11 protein-coding genes and 2 pseudogenes are annotated in these 13,260 nt (G+C 63.4%); 7 read left to right on the top strand and 6 right to left on the bottom strand.

The genetic code is table 11. The annotated features are described in order from the left end of the window. On the top strand, positions 1 to 834 hold an 834-nt coding region (locus DP939_RS44645; RefSeq protein ID WP_113986903.1), incomplete at its 5' end, for an IS630 family transposase. Between the two features lie 30 nt (positions 835 to 864). On the opposite strand, the gene DP939_RS44640 is transcribed toward DP939_RS44645, so the two are convergent. Continuing rightward, a complete protein-coding gene (locus tag DP939_RS44640) occupies positions 865 to 2,214 on the bottom strand; it encodes an IS630 family transposase (RefSeq protein ID WP_113986901.1) in 1,350 nt (449 codons plus the stop codon). Positions 2,215 to 2,275: 61 nt separating this feature from the next. On the opposite strand from DP939_RS44640, the gene DP939_RS49600 reads away from it, so the two are divergent. Continuing rightward, positions 2,276 to 2,704: a type I restriction enzyme endonuclease domain-containing protein gene (locus tag DP939_RS49600; RefSeq protein WP_113986902.1), complete on the top strand. Its 429-nt coding sequence runs from the start codon at positions 2,276 to 2,278 to the stop codon at positions 2,702 to 2,704. Then, positions 2,641 to 4,584 (top strand): hypothetical protein, encoded by a 1,944-nt coding sequence (locus DP939_RS45845; protein ID WP_147268422.1) that lies wholly within the window; start codon positions 2,641 to 2,643, stop codon positions 4,582 to 4,584. Before DP939_RS49600 ends, DP939_RS45845 begins: the two co-directional genes overlap by 64 nt. Positions 4,585 to 5,066: 482 nt before the next feature. On the opposite strand, the gene DP939_RS48520 is transcribed toward DP939_RS45845, so the two are convergent. Continuing rightward, positions 5,067 to 5,489, bottom strand: coding sequence for a hypothetical protein (locus tag DP939_RS48520; RefSeq protein WP_225878942.1), 423 nt, complete (start codon positions 5,487 to 5,489; stop codon positions 5,067 to 5,069). Between DP939_RS48520 and DP939_RS49595 the strand changes: the two genes are divergently transcribed. Further along, positions 5,412 to 5,642, top strand: a complete 231-nt coding sequence (locus tag DP939_RS49595) for a hypothetical protein (RefSeq protein WP_225878941.1) — start codon at positions 5,412 to 5,414, stop codon at positions 5,640 to 5,642. The genes DP939_RS48520 and DP939_RS49595 overlap by 78 nt on opposite strands. Next, positions 5,546 to 6,436 (top strand): site-specific integrase, encoded by an 891-nt coding sequence (locus tag DP939_RS48510; RefSeq protein ID WP_113986899.1) that lies wholly within the window; start codon positions 5,546 to 5,548, stop codon positions 6,434 to 6,436. The genes DP939_RS49595 and DP939_RS48510 overlap by 97 nt, the downstream gene beginning before the upstream one ends. A 217-nt stretch (positions 6,437 to 6,653) precedes the next feature. Here DP939_RS48510 and DP939_RS49590 read toward each other — a convergent pair. The 3 genes and pseudogenes from DP939_RS49590 to DP939_RS44610 all read right to left on the bottom strand — a co-directional run. Continuing rightward, positions 6,654 to 7,490 (bottom strand): annotated as a pseudogene (locus DP939_RS49590) (transposase); the annotation flags it as partial. Positions 7,491 to 7,631: 141 nt separating this feature from the next. Further along, positions 7,632 to 8,456 (bottom strand): hypothetical protein, encoded by an 825-nt coding sequence (locus tag DP939_RS45840; protein ID WP_147268421.1) that lies wholly within the window; start codon positions 8,454 to 8,456, stop codon positions 7,632 to 7,634. A 741-nt stretch (positions 8,457 to 9,197) separates the two neighbouring features. Continuing rightward, complete coding sequence (locus tag DP939_RS44610; RefSeq protein WP_199565842.1) at positions 9,198 to 10,733, bottom strand: hypothetical protein; 1,536 nt, start codon at positions 10,731 to 10,733, stop codon at positions 9,198 to 9,200. Between the two features lie 416 nt (positions 10,734 to 11,149). Here DP939_RS44610 and DP939_RS45835 point away from each other — a divergent pair, with 416 nt between their 5' ends. Next, positions 11,150 to 11,353 carry a hypothetical protein gene (locus DP939_RS45835; RefSeq protein WP_147268420.1) on the top strand — a complete coding sequence of 68 codons (204 nt, stop codon included), beginning with the start codon at positions 11,150 to 11,152 and terminating at the stop codon, positions 11,351 to 11,353. Positions 11,354 to 11,669: 316 nt separating this feature from the next. Beyond that, positions 11,670 to 13,028: an N-6 DNA methylase gene (locus DP939_RS44600; RefSeq protein ID WP_113986895.1), complete on the top strand. Its 1,359-nt coding sequence runs from the start codon at positions 11,670 to 11,672 to the stop codon at positions 13,026 to 13,028. Between the two features lie 3 nt (positions 13,029 to 13,031). Here DP939_RS44600 and DP939_RS44595 read toward each other — a convergent pair. After that, a pseudogene (locus tag DP939_RS44595) lies at positions 13,032 to 13,260 on the bottom strand (IS5/IS1182 family transposase); the annotation flags it as partial.

Below are 13,260 nucleotides of genomic sequence, written 5' to 3'. Positions count from 1 at the left end.
CCCGGCCGTCCGCCGTCGATCACCGTGGACCAGGTCGAGCAGGTGGTGGTGGCGACACTGGAGCAGACGCCGAAGAACGCCACGCACTGGTCGCGCACCTCGATGGCCGCCCGCAGCGGGCTGAGCAGATCGACGATCGGGCGGATCTGGCGGGATTTCGGGCTCAGACCCCACCAGGCCGACACGTTCAAACTGTCTGCCGATCCACTGTTCATAGAGAAGGTTGTCGACGTTGTCGGGCTGTACCACAACCCGCCCGAGCGGGCCGTGGTGCTGTGCGTGGATGAGAAATCACAGATCCAGGCCCTGGACCGGTCGCAGCCGGTGCTGCCGATGATGCCGGGCATGCCCGAGCGGCGTACCCACGATTACGTCCGCAACGGGATCACCAGCCTGTTCGCCGCTTTCAACGTCGCCGACGGCAGGGTCATCGGCGAACTGCATCGCCGGCACCGTGCCGCCGAGTTCAAGAAGTTCCTGGTCACGATCGACAAGACCGTGCCGGCCGGGCTGGAGGTCCATCTGGTCTGCGACAACTACGGCACGCACAAGACCCCGGCGATCAGGGCGTGGCTGGCCGGTCATCCCCGTTTCCACATGCACTTCACTCCGACCGGGTCCTCATGGATCAACCAGGTGGAGCGGTGGTTCGGCTTCCTGACCGATCAGATGATCAGGCGCGGAGTGCACAAGAGCGTCCAAGCTCTGGAGAAGGACATCCGCGCCTGGATCGACCAGTGGAACGACAACCCGCGCCCGTTCGTGTGGAAGAAGACCGCCGAGGAGATCCTCGAATCCCTCGCTAAATATCTACGACGGATTTCTGGCGCATGACACTAGTGTCATGCGCCGGAAGTTTTGAGCTTAAGTGCGCTGCTGGTTTTGGATGGCTAGCGGATTGATCTTGCCGAGGTAGTCAGCGAGGGACTTGAGTATCTCGTCGGCGGTCTTGGTCCAGGTGAACGGCCGCGGGTCGTCGTTCCAGGTATCGATCCATGCCTTGATGTCGTTCTCGAGAGCCTTCACAGAGGTGTGGACGCCGCGGCGGATCAGCTTGTCGGTCAGCAGGCCGAACCACCGCTCGACCTGGTTGAGCCAGGAGGAGCCGGTCGGGGTGAAGTGGACGTGGAACCGGGGGTGTGCGCCCAGCCACGCCTTGATCTCGGAGGTGTTGTGAGTGGCGTAGTTGTCGCACACGAGGTGCACATCGAGCCCGGCTGGCACCGCCTTGTCGATGGAGGTCAGGAACTTCTTGAACTCGATCGCCCGGTGGCGGCGGTGCAGCTGGCCGATCACGGTCCCGTCGGCGATGTTGAACGCGGCGAACAGGCTGGTGATGCCGTGCCGCAGATAATCGTGAGTGCGCCGCTCGGGCATGCCGGGCATCATCGGCAGCACCGGCTGAGAGCGGTCCAGTGCCTGGATCTGGCTCTTCTCGTCCACGCACAGCACCACCGCCTTCTCGGGCGGGTTGTGGTACAGCCCGACAACATCGACGACCTTGTCCACGAACAGCGGATCAGTGGACAACTTGAACGTGTCCTGCAAATGCGGCTTGAGGTCGAACTTCTTCCAGATCCGGCCGATGGTGGACTTCGACAGGCCGGTGCGCTTGGCCATCGAGGCACGCGACCAGTGGGTGTCCCTGCCCGGACTGGACTCCAGCGTGGCGATGATGACGTCCTCGACCTGGTCGAGCAGGATCGAGGGCGGCCGACCGGGCCGCGGTTCGTCCTGCAAGCCGTCCAGGCGCTTGGCGATGAACCTCGCCCGCCAGCGGCTGACCGTCCCCGGCGCGATACCGAGTTCGGCAGCGACCTGACTGTTCGTGCCGCCCTCGGCGCAGCGCAGCACGATCCTGGCGCGCAACGCGAGGAACTGCGCGGTCTTCGACCGTCGGGCTAAGCGCATCAACTGCGCCTGCTCGGCCTCGGACAAGACCAAGTCCGCCTTGCGTCGGCCCGGCCGCGGCTCATCCACCAGGCCCGCCAGCCGGTCGGCCGCAAACCGTGAACGCCACTTGCGGACCGTCGCCACGTTCACACCCAGGTCGGCCGCCACCCGAGTACTTGACGCACCACCCGCACAGGACAGGACGATCTGGGCACGCTCAGCCACCCGGGCGCCCACCCCGCCCGCCGCCTGACGCGATAACTCGATGCGCTCCTCTTCAGAGAGCACGACCTCGACAGCTCGTGGACCTCGATGCGACATAAAAACAGCATACGTACTAACAGCCGAAATTTCCGGCGCATGACACTAGGCGAAGGCAAGCCTGAAGAAGGACTGGATCCCTCGGGAGAGGGTCCGTGCCAGGCTTCGTGCAAGCATCAAGCGCCTGCTCGCACGCTTCAACTACCCCGCCGCACTACGAAGCAACGGTGAGAACACGACATCCGTTCCGAAGCTTGGTAGCTTGGTAGGGGAGGGTTGGGGGCCCGGTTATAACGACGTGAAACATCTTGGGATCTCATGGTTCAAGACACCCGTCGGGTCCAGACGGCAGTACTCGGACGACCCGATTCCGATCACCCCATTTCCCTCCCAACGGATCGCCGGGAGGCTGTGCTCTACCTTTCGCGTTATCGAGGCAAGCGGTTCTTCTGCGGGATACACCTTGGCGGGTGCGGCTGGGAGCTCATGCACAAGCTCTATGGCGACCGTGTCTGCCATTTCGCACATCACCCTGATACCAGAGGGATAGCTCCGAGGTGTGAGCGCCGCCACGTCGGCACCGACAGCGCCGACCATCTCTACATTCATCGTGGATTGACTCATCATCTGGGAAAATCCGCAAGCCCGCAACGGTTCCAGGGCACCATGGTGAACGGCCAATGTACTGACCTGCTGGTCAACGCAAGCCAAGGCCGTGCTGCGATCAAAGTCCAGTTCATGCACCTGTCGCGCGACGCCTGGACGAAAAAGGATGAAGAACTTCGCTCCCGCCTTGGCCAAGTCGACTGGGTCATCGGCCCTTATGCAGCAGAGGCCACGGAGTATCTACTCGATCGCAACGGGTATGCGCTGCGTATTCGATGTGAACATGAAGGCAGTACCCGTGTCGTCAGGGTTGGCACAGAAACACGTGAAGGTGACCTTGAGTGGTCTCGCCTGGAGGAGTGTGAGATCAATGAGCAGGGGATCGTCACACCACCCCTCCGCAGGATGCGTCGGATCGCAGGGCGGAAGGTACCTGAAGTTGTGCAATATCCAGGCCTACCGCTGACGGCCAAGAAAATAGTGATCTACCCTAGTGAGCACAGCACTCGACCGGCAGAAGGTGCCGATGGATTTCATGTCGCCGCCGCCACCGTCCGTGTCGCCGAAAGCGAACCTATGCATGCGTGGATCATGCTGCCAGCTCCTGCCAAGCTCGTGGTGGGCGAGCCGTATTCCCTTCGAGAGCCAGCCTCTGTAGAGGTTACGAGCAACCCTGGCCATTCTCCACGCATCTGGACGATTTTCAGTCCAGGATTGCTTCCTATCCGGCCAGCCGAACAGACAAGCGCGTCTCCGTTGAGACTGCGCCAGCCGGCCACTACACCTCCACTCATTCGACACAAGCTGAGCTCGCTCATTCAAGATATGCGCAGAGCAAGGAAGGCAGGAGATTACGAACTCATCATCCAAACATTAACAGATAATGCAGATCTTCTCAACGTGTTAACCCATCGCGATTTCAAAAAGGAACAGGACGCGATCGGAGAACTTCGCCGCTGGGCGGCTGCAAAGGATGAGGCGCGAGCAAGGATAGAGCAGGAGGTCCGCGAGGAATGCGCCCTACTCATTAACCAAGTTGCTCAGGCCAGGGCGGAAGGGGATCTACCAGAAGCACAGCGCGCGATCTCGTCACTCCGCAAGACTTTAGTACGCGTCTCAACGAGCAACCCAAGATTCACCGTGGAGACCGCGAACTTGCGTGGACACGAGTCCTGGCTTGAGCGAACACAAAATCAAGTGCGATCGAAACAGCGTTACCGACTCTACGCCATAATAGACCGCCTCAGGAAGGCAGAGGTAGCAGAGCAAGTAGATGAGGTGCGCACACTATACAACGAGGGCCTATCCCTACTCAAGGAACTGGGCTCTCATGCGTCTTCCTATGAGAAGAGACAAATCGGCCTGACCTCCCGGTGGCTCGCAGCCGTCCCGGCTGGCGACAGTCTTGCCATCTCACCGCCAACCGCCCCATCAGGCCAGAGGCTCAAGGCTGCCGCACACGGACTGAGCGATTACCTGAGCGCTATCTTGACGAAAACCGCCCGCTCCCAGACGACCATCAGCCTGAAGGACTTGGCGGAACAGGCTGGGGTGACCGAACGGTTATGCACGGGTGCCCTGATAATGATTGATAAGGAATCAGGCGGGAACGGGCCGATGTTGTCTGCTCTCGTCGCTTCGCCAAACGGCGATACAAGACCGGATTTTCGCCAGGTCCTCGCCGAACTCGGCTACGAGGTCCCGCAGACTGACATAGCTCTAAATTATGTCTGGCGGCGCGAACTGGAGCGGGCATACGCCTTCCACGCGGAGCCGCCACGGGAAATGCCAGCGAGACTGGTTCCGCGCAAGAAAACGCCATAAATGGTGAACTTGTGACTACTATACCCCCGCCGAAGGTCGGCGCAACGTCGGCTGCGGCCTAGTGTGCTTCCCGTCCCGTACTCTTGCGTGCTTCCTCGGGAGAACGTCACATCCAGATCCTGATCCTGATCATTTGAGTGTGACGCTTGAGGAAGACTCGGCCGACCGTTGGAGCAGGTACGGCAGCGCCGATCGGCCATAGAGAGGAATCAGAGCCGGATGATGGCACCAATCGCGATCCCAGGTCCATCACCACCTCGGCGGCGAGCTGGTGGCCGAGGTATGTCGGCGACATGTGAAAAATTTGAGCGCCGTTGACAGAGATCCCCGGCTGAGGCCCGGCAAAGGCAACACCTCACGGCTACCAACGACACGCATCCTGGCTCTGACACTTTACTTGCGATCTTCTCTTCACAATCTTTCTGTGAGTGGCAACTGCCGCCTGAGGACCATGTCGGAGCGAGGACCTCCGCCTCGCTTAGTCACCAAAAAGTAATGTCATCGTGCTCACGGGTATGGCCCCTGGAAGGACCGTATAAGGGGGCGAAGCAATGCGACTTCGAAATGATCACTGCGTGGTCTACAAGCGGTGCGGATGCATCGATGAAGCCACCGGCAGGCAGCTCGGCCGGCGGTGTGACCGCCTGGCCGACCAGGAGCACGGCAGATGGTACTTCGCCGCCCAAGTCGACGGGCTCAGCGGACGACGCGAACGCCTCCGGCGTGGCGGCTACGCCACTGCGAACGAGGCTCGGCAAGCGTGGCGGGATATGATCCCGATCAGCGCCGAGCAGGCGGCCGGAAACGGCTATACCGTCGCGCGATGGCTGAACCACTGGCTGGAAACGCACCAGGGGCTGCGCCCCAACACCCGCAAGTGCTACGCCGATCACGTACGACTGCATCTCATCCCGCACCTCGGCCGCATCGACCTGGGCAAGCTCAGCGGGACGTGGCACGGATGTTCAGCGCGCTCGCGAAACGCCGTACCCGTTACGGGGAACCGATCGCCGCCTCTACCCTGCACCGCATCCGGGCGACTCTACGAGCCGCGCTGAACGCCGCCATCCGCGAAGGCCTCCTCCAAGCCAATCCGGCCCGGCTCGTCCGGCTGCCCTCACCGCGCCGCCCCTACCCGGTGGTATGGACCGACCGCAGGATCGCAGCCTGGCAACGCAGTGGAGAGCGCCCCGCCGTAGCCGTATGGACCACCCAGCACTTGGCCGCGTTCCTGGACTTCGTACGCTCAGACCGCCTCTATCCGATGTGGTGGCTTATCGCCCTACGCGGACTGCGCCGTGGCGAAGCTGCGGCTCTGCGCTGGGTAGACCTCGACCTGGACCGGCACGAACTCACCGTGACCCAGCAACTGATGCACACCGGCCAGAGCCTCATCACCTGCCCACCCAAGAGCGATGCCAGCCATCGGACCATCGCCCTGGATACCGAGACCAGCCGCTTGCTGCGCCGCCACGAGCGTAAGGAACGTCAACGGCTGGGCAGCCGCTGGAGTGAGACAAGTCCCGTGTTCGCCGCTCCCGACGGGAACTGGCTCCGCCCCGACCACCTCACAACCCGCTTCCATGCCCTCGTGAGGGCCAGCGGACTGCCGCCGATCCGGCTGCACGATCTCCGCCACGGCGCGGCCACCCTTGCTCTGGCCGCCGGTACGAATCTGAAGGTGGTCCAACACACTCTCGGCCACTCAAGCATCGTGGTGACCGCCGACACCTACACTTCGGTCTTGCCCGAAACCTACCACCACACCGCGACAGCGACCGCGCAACTGGTGATCGCCCAAGCACGCAGAACCGCACGAAAGACCCGCACACCAGCCGCCTGCTCATCGTGACCCACGTATGACTCACACGTGACCCACTATCAGCAACAAACCTGCCCGTATGCGGCAAAGCCGCAGGTCGGAGTGGTGGGGCGCCAGGGGCTCGAACCCTGAACCTACAGATTAAAGTTAGATGGTCCACCTCCAGACGGATCACAGTGCCCTCGATCATCGGCAGCTCAGCCGAATCCGCCCAGGCCGCACGGCGGGTCAACCGCGGGTGCAGCCGATCCCAAGCCCAGGCGGCGGCGCGCCCGTACAAGCGGGTCTCAGCCTCGGTGGCCACGTCAGGCTCACCCCAACTGCCCCGGTCACCGAAGACGAACTCGCCCCCATGACGCGGCGGCCGACCATTGGTCCCCGGCACCCGCGCCGGGGCCGCCCGGCGCAGCACCCGATCCGAACGCATCCTGGCCAGGATCTGGATGGGCAGATCACGCAACAACCATGCCAAGCGCGGCCCGTCATAACCCGCATCGGCCACGATCAGGATGTCGGGGTCACCGCACTGCCAATGCCCGGCCGCCATGAGCCGCTCGACCACCTCGCGCAGCTGGGCGGCGGTCACCACGGCCAGATCATCCCCCGGCGCCAGCCGAAGCGCATCCAGCGGCGCCGTCCACGAGCTGCGGCCCGTCTCCAACGCCACCACGAACGAGTACGGCCAGCCCGGGATCATGATGTGCTGGTCCTTGCCCCGCCCATAGGTGTGGCACAAGATCCGTTCCGGCGAGGTGTGCGCGTCCGGCCGCAACCAGCACGTCACATCCACCGCCAGCACCAACCGCCCGTCTGCCGCTCTGGGCAGGGACACTGTGCTCAACGCCCGACGCAGCCGCCCCACGTCGAGCCGGCCCCGATCCAACGCCGCATACAGCGACCCATGACCTCGACGGTGCTCACCGACCAGGGACAACTCCACCAGCGAACGCACGGGTCCATCGCTGCATAACACCGCCTCGGCCAGCTCGAACGTCGCATCGGCCCGCGCGGTCAGACAGCCGTAGAACTCAGCCCGGAACCGCGTCAGCTCCCCCCATGCATCAACCGGACATAGATCAGGCACACTGGTCACCACGACAGCCCTTGGTTATGGATCTTCTTCCCTCGACAAGAAGAATGATCACCCAAGGGCTGTCTTGTTGAGAAATCTGGCGCGGCCTCACCAGCCACCAAGGTTAAAGATCAAGCTAGTGGTGTGCTCCGGTCAAGCGCGTGTTGCGGGGTTGTCCGGATCGACATGCTTGGGCCGGTTCTCGAAGATCTTGACGATCACCCAACGCTGTCCCCGCCATCCGGCCTGCCGGCCGGGATAGATCTGGATGTCATAGTTGTCTGTGCGGTATGCCTCGTCCGCCACTAGCCCGAACATCAGGCCAAGGTCGTATCCGTCTCCCTTGAACTTCCGCTTATTGCAGCCGTTGATGCGAGGGCTATCCTCGAACACGTCAGGCATGACGTTTTTACACAACCCGGTCATAAACTCAACCGACGGTGGCCGCCTTCCCTCCACCAGCACAATCACGTGCACCAGTCGCTTGTTCAGGTGTGGGGTCTGGTTGGTTCGCTGCCGGCCGTTCGGTGGAGGTGCTGCGTCCAGTGGACGGCCGCAGCGCGGGCAGTTGAGGACACCGTCGGACCTCTCGGCTGGCAGATGCCTCCGGCAGAGGGTGACCTCGCAGGACTCGCAACGAGCACCAAGCGGATTGTGGATCATCGCCCCAGCAGAGCCCTCCAACATGTGGTGAGCGCTCACCCAGGAAGCTTCGCACCCTGGTGCATCGCATGCGCAGAAGATCGGGTTGAGACGGTTGTCGAATAGGTGCTGCGGTTCCAGTGCCTCGTCGGGCCCCGCATCCGTTATGCGCCCGGAACCAAGGCGGACCAGGCTACTGGCCAGCTTCAGGGCCTCCGGCTGATCCGGATAAACGTCAAGGATCACCAGCAGCTTGCTCAGAGCTGACCGGTAATTGCTCGCCTGCGTCAGTGAGTGCGCCTCGTCGAGCAGTTCCTGCGTCCACGTCGTCACCATTACGGCACCTCATTGGTCTTAAAGCCTTGTGGCCCACAGTCCAATTCGATATCGATTGTATGGGGACCGGTCCCCGCAGTTGGCGCGTTCGCCGCACTGGGCGGAGTTCCTGCGCGAGTTCGGCACAGAAGCACCCACAAGGACTTGGCCTCCCGTGCCCGCGACCGCATCGACGCTAATGAGGTGCACCAAGTCGCGGATCGCGAACGTGTGACTTGTGTCCCCAGCGAGCCGTGCAGCGGTGCTCAGCATGGGGTCATTGAGCGGTTGCTGCCCTATGGTGCGCACGATCCCGACCAGACGACGGCCCGAGGCCCGGTGCAGCAGCAGACTCCAGGGGAGGATATCTGAGCCGTCGGCGGCTCGGCTCCCGGCGGCGTCGCGGGCGAAGACCTTCTCCACTCCCACCACGGCGACGGCCTACTCCAGCGGACCCCGCATTTTCGGCATCCATCGAGACCAGAACTGGCTGTATCCGGCTCGCCTGGCTGCGCTCCGGTTGCCACCGTGACAAGCGAGTCGTCGGGCGACCAGCCGTCGGCGGTCCGCTTGGCGATGTCGTAATCTTCCAGCATCGTCAGGGCGGTTCCAGTGGAGGTGTATTCGGCCATCATGGCCTTAATGTCCTCGGCGCCCTGGTGGCCCGGTCGGGACCCAGCGCGACAGCACCGACCACCTCACCCCGGAGCTTCCCCGTACTTGGGACACATGACTCGAGGTCACCCTGATCGAATGCGAGCCCTAAAGATAGGCGCCTGCTGGGGGCAGGTTGTAGCGGCTGACGGCCAGGTACGTCTCCGGCGTCGCCGCCTCGAGGAGCCCCTCGTCGCCTGCCAGATCTAGTTCTGGCTCCTCAGGACGGCGCAACAGATCACTCCAGTCGCTTGTCCCTCCCCGAGCATAAGCGTGGCGGAGCAGGGGGCGCAGCCGGGGGCGAGCTTCCTCCTGCCGCTCGCGGAAGGTCCGCCGCTGGGTAAGTCGCTGTTTTTCCTGGGCGTCGTCACCGAGTTCCGGATCATCGGCCAGCCGGTCCTCGGCGCGCAGCTCCGGGGTGCGCTGGGCAATCGCGAGGTCCTCCTCGTGGAGGCGCTCACAGGCGGCGAACAGCCTCCGAGACATGCCGAGGTGAGCCTCAGTTCCGAGGATGCGGCAGGTGAGGAAGTCGTCGAGGCCCATGGAACGAATCCTGGCGCGCAGGGTGTACCGGTCGGTGTAGTAGTTCGCTGCTCTGCGGGCCTCAGCCCGCATGGCGCGGGTGAGGTCGTCGTCTTCCAGGGGCGTGGTCAGCCCGGAGCGCCGATGGCGCGACGCGCGGTCGGCGGGAATGGGCACGGTGCGCAGTTGTGAGGCAGGAGCGGAGCGCAGCGCCAGGTAGGTAAGCATTTGGGCGCGCGCCGCGCCGATGAGGGCGTCGTCGCTGTCGCCGAGATGGTCTTCGAGGTTGCCTGGTCGGACCGCTGACTCGTGGTCGATGCCGAATCCGGCTGGGGTGAGCGGCGGCTGTCCGAGGTGTAGGTCGTGGTCGATGGTGAGGAAGAGGTCGTCTCCGGGCCGCACGGACGCTCCTACCAGGAGGGTGCGGTGGGCGTACGAGCCGAGAATCTTGCTGCCGGCGGCCAGTTGCTCCCACCCCTTGCGGAGCTTGCTGAGGCCCACATCGCCCCCCTTGGCCTCGATCAGCCAGTACAGGCCCTCTGCCTGATGCTGCCCCCACAGGTCGGGCAGTCTATTTTTCGGGTTTTTGAACGTGTTGAGCAGTGCGGGGATCGGGCCACCGAGTTCGAGATGCTCGGTTTGACTAAGGCCCAGCAGTGAGCGGCAGGCCCACTCGGTCATCGTCATACCCAGCCGGTAGGCGGCTGCGTTCTTCGCGCTGCGCTCGGTACTGTACGCGTACACCGGGTTCAGGGTCAGGCGCCGGCCCGCGGTGCCTCGTACGGGGTGCTGAGGCTTGACGGGGTGCATGCCAAGATAGGCATACAGTGGGGAAACCCGAGCGACGAGTTCCCCGTGCGCATACTGCGGCTGGTTCTGCAAGTGCGGGGTGACGTCGCGGCCGACCTCAATGGCGGCCTTGATGATCTCTCGCCAGGTGGTGGTCGAGACATACCAGCCGTCGGTCGCCGGGAACCCGCCCGATCCCGCCCACGGCTTGTGCTTAGCCGTCCGCCACTGCCTCCTGGGCTTCTTTACAGGCCTGTCACGGAAGAGGACCGGTACGTCGAAGCTGTCGGCGTAGGTGAGCGGTGGCTCGTCGGGGACGTGTGCGGGGATCATGTGAATCACTCTGGCACGGGTGGATCGCTTCCGGCACCGGATATGGGGTTGCCGACCCTCCCCGTCAGGGTGTGACCCGCAGCAGACCGCAGCCTTCCTGACCTACGTCCGTCGCCACCGGCTGTACGCCCTGTACCGGCTGATCGCCCTGCGCGGGCTCCGCCGGGGTGAGGCGGCCGGTCTGCACTGGCGCGAGGTCAACGAATCAGCGAGGACGATCGGGATCAACCGGCAATCGCCCAACTCGGCTGGCAACCCATCCTACGCAAACCGAAAACCGACGTTAGCGACCGCGTCATCGCCGTGGACAACCAGGACTGCCACCGATCCGCCTGCACGATCTGCGCCACTGAGCCGCCTCCATGAGGCTCGCTGCCGGAGTCGAACTGAAAATTGTCCAAGAGACCCTCGGCCACGTGTCCTCCACCTTCACCCGCGACACCTACACCAGCGTCTACCCCGAAGACGCGGCCACAGCGGCCGAGCAGACCGCCGCCCTCATCACCCCCCAGCCCCGCCCGTGCCACCGATCCCCGCCGCCCGCACAGGCCGGTCGGAACGGCAGGGGCGTACGGCGCGGCCACGGCGGCTGCCGTCCGAATAGCAGGCGGGTGGGATAACGCCAGGCGCATAGCCGTACCCCTCGAGTTCGAAGGCGGCTTGAAGCCCCAGCCAGAGGCGTGGTCCATGCTGACATGCGGACGTATGACGGTGGAGGCGTCTTAGCTTCCGCTGGTTCACAGGGGCACCCTTGCTGACTCCGATGCACACCTAGGAGATAGGACATTTACACCATTAATTAACAATTTTCTCTTATGCCTCTATCGTTAATCACTTCCGATGCCATGATCCACTTCTAGTGCAAAATTTTGCTATTTTCTCTAAGATGGCATTTCTTTGGATCGAGGGGACCGCGGCGTGCCTTCTCGTAAAGTCATGGGTTACGAACGTGCTATCGAAAAAGCGATATCCGTGTTCGGTTCGGAGGTAAAGCCCAAGCTCAGAGGGGCAGGCTGGCCCGAAGACCAACTGCGTGGCCCTCTGGAGACGCTCGTGAAGGTGGCTGGTCGCGGCCTCGGCCTCAGCGTCACGTTGACAGGGGAAGTCCCACTTGTCGACCTCGACGCGCGTCCTGACTATGCGGTTGAGGTCGCTGGAGCGGCAGTCGGACACATCGAGCTCAAAAGGCCGGGCCTGGGGGCCGATCCGGAGAAACTTGTCGGCCGCAACGCCGCGCAATGGGCAAAGCTCCGCCTCCTGCCGAACGTGCTCTACAGCGACGGCAACGAATGGGGACTCTACCGTAACGGGCAGCGGATCGGAGAGATCGCTCGCCTGTCCGGCTCCATCCGGACCGCTGGCGACCGGCTTGCCCCAGCAGACAGCGGGTTCGCTCGTATCTTGCAAGACTTCCTTACTTGGAAGCCTCAGCCACCCCGCAGCATCGGTCAGTTGGTTCGAGCTATTGCCGGTCTGTGCCGTCTGCTCTGCGAGGAGGTGAAGCAGGCGATCAAACTGGAGAAGGCCGGTAAGCGGACCCGAGTCTTCACGGTGCTTGCCGAGGACTGGCGGCGCCTGCTTTTCCCTGAGAACAGTGATGAGGATTTCGCTAATCAGTACGCGCAGACCGTCGTATTCGCTCTTCTGCTGGCCCGCGTGGAGGGCATCGTCTTCGAGGGCGAAACCATCCACGGAATCGCCACCAAGCTCGGCAAGAAGCACTCCCTCATGGGCAAGGCCCTGGACATCCTGACCAGCGACTCTTTGGAAGGCCTGTCCACGACGCTTACCACGCTGCTGCGGATCATCAGCCCTGTCGACTGGAGCCTTCTCGACAACGGCTCGGGAGACGCCTACCTGCGGCTATATGAGGACTTCCTGCAAATCTACGACCCCGAACTGCGGGAGCGGACCGGCTCGTACTACACCCCCAACAAGGCCGTCTCCGCCATGGTCCGGCTCACCGAGGACATCGTGAGACAACGCCTCGACGTCGCCTCCGGGTTCGCCTCGCCCGAGGTGGTGGTCGTCGACCCGGCGATGGGCACCGGAACATTCCTCCTCAACGTCCTGGAACGCTCCGCCGCGGCGATCCGGGAGGAAGAAGGCACCGGCGCGGTAGGCCCCCGTCTGCGGGAGATGGTGGGTAGTCGTCTGGTCGGGTTCGAGATGCAGGCCGGCCCTTACGCTGTGGCGGAACTGCGCCTGCACGCCACCCTCAAAGACCACGGCTCTACCGCACCGGCGGACGGCCTTCGCCTATACGTCACCGACACATTGACGTTTTCTCACTGAATTTCAGCTGATCCGGCGGTGTTCGAAATGGACGAGGACGAGGGCGGCGCGGACGAGATCGCCGATCCGGCTGGGGCTGAGTGTGGTGTGCCGGAGAGCGGTCCAGCGTTCGGTCAGGAGGGCGAAGCCGCGTTCTCCCAGGCAGCGCAGCGCGCGCTGCAGGGCGTTGCGGGTGCGGTTGCCGACGCTGAGGACGTTGCCGTCGGCGGGTTGCCTGAACGGCACGATGATG

Origin of the sequence: Spongiactinospora rosea (assembly GCF_003315795.1) — a bacterium.
Taxonomy (GTDB): domain Bacteria; phylum Actinomycetota; class Actinomycetes; order Streptosporangiales; family Streptosporangiaceae; genus Spongiactinospora; species Spongiactinospora rosea.
Note: the sequence above shows the minus strand (reverse complement) of the source record. Positions and strands in the feature narration are given on the sequence as shown.

What these genes read in the sequence shown, in the direction of transcription:
- DP939_RS44640 (WP_113986901.1), bottom strand. Translation starts at nt 2,214, where the DNA reads ATGTCGCATCGAGGTCCACGAGCTGTCGAGGTCGTGCTCTCTGAAGAG.
- DP939_RS45845 (WP_147268422.1), top strand. Translation starts at nt 2,641, where the DNA reads ATGCACAAGCTCTATGGCGACCGTGTCTGCCATTTCGCACATCACCCT.
- DP939_RS48520 (WP_225878942.1), bottom strand. Translation starts at nt 5,489, where the DNA reads ATGCAGTCGTACGTGATCGGCGTAGCACTTGCGGGTGTTGGGGCGCAG.
- DP939_RS48510 (WP_113986899.1), top strand. Translation starts at nt 5,546, where the DNA reads ATGTTCAGCGCGCTCGCGAAACGCCGTACCCGTTACGGGGAACCGATC.
- DP939_RS45840 (WP_147268421.1), bottom strand. Translation starts at nt 8,456, where the DNA reads ATGGTGACGACGTGGACGCAGGAACTGCTCGACGAGGCGCACTCACTG.
- DP939_RS44610 (WP_199565842.1), bottom strand. Translation starts at nt 10,733, where the DNA reads ATGATCCCCGCACACGTCCCCGACGAGCCACCGCTCACCTACGCCGAC.
- DP939_RS44600 (WP_113986895.1), top strand. Translation starts at nt 11,670, where the DNA reads ATGGGTTACGAACGTGCTATCGAAAAAGCGATATCCGTGTTCGGTTCG.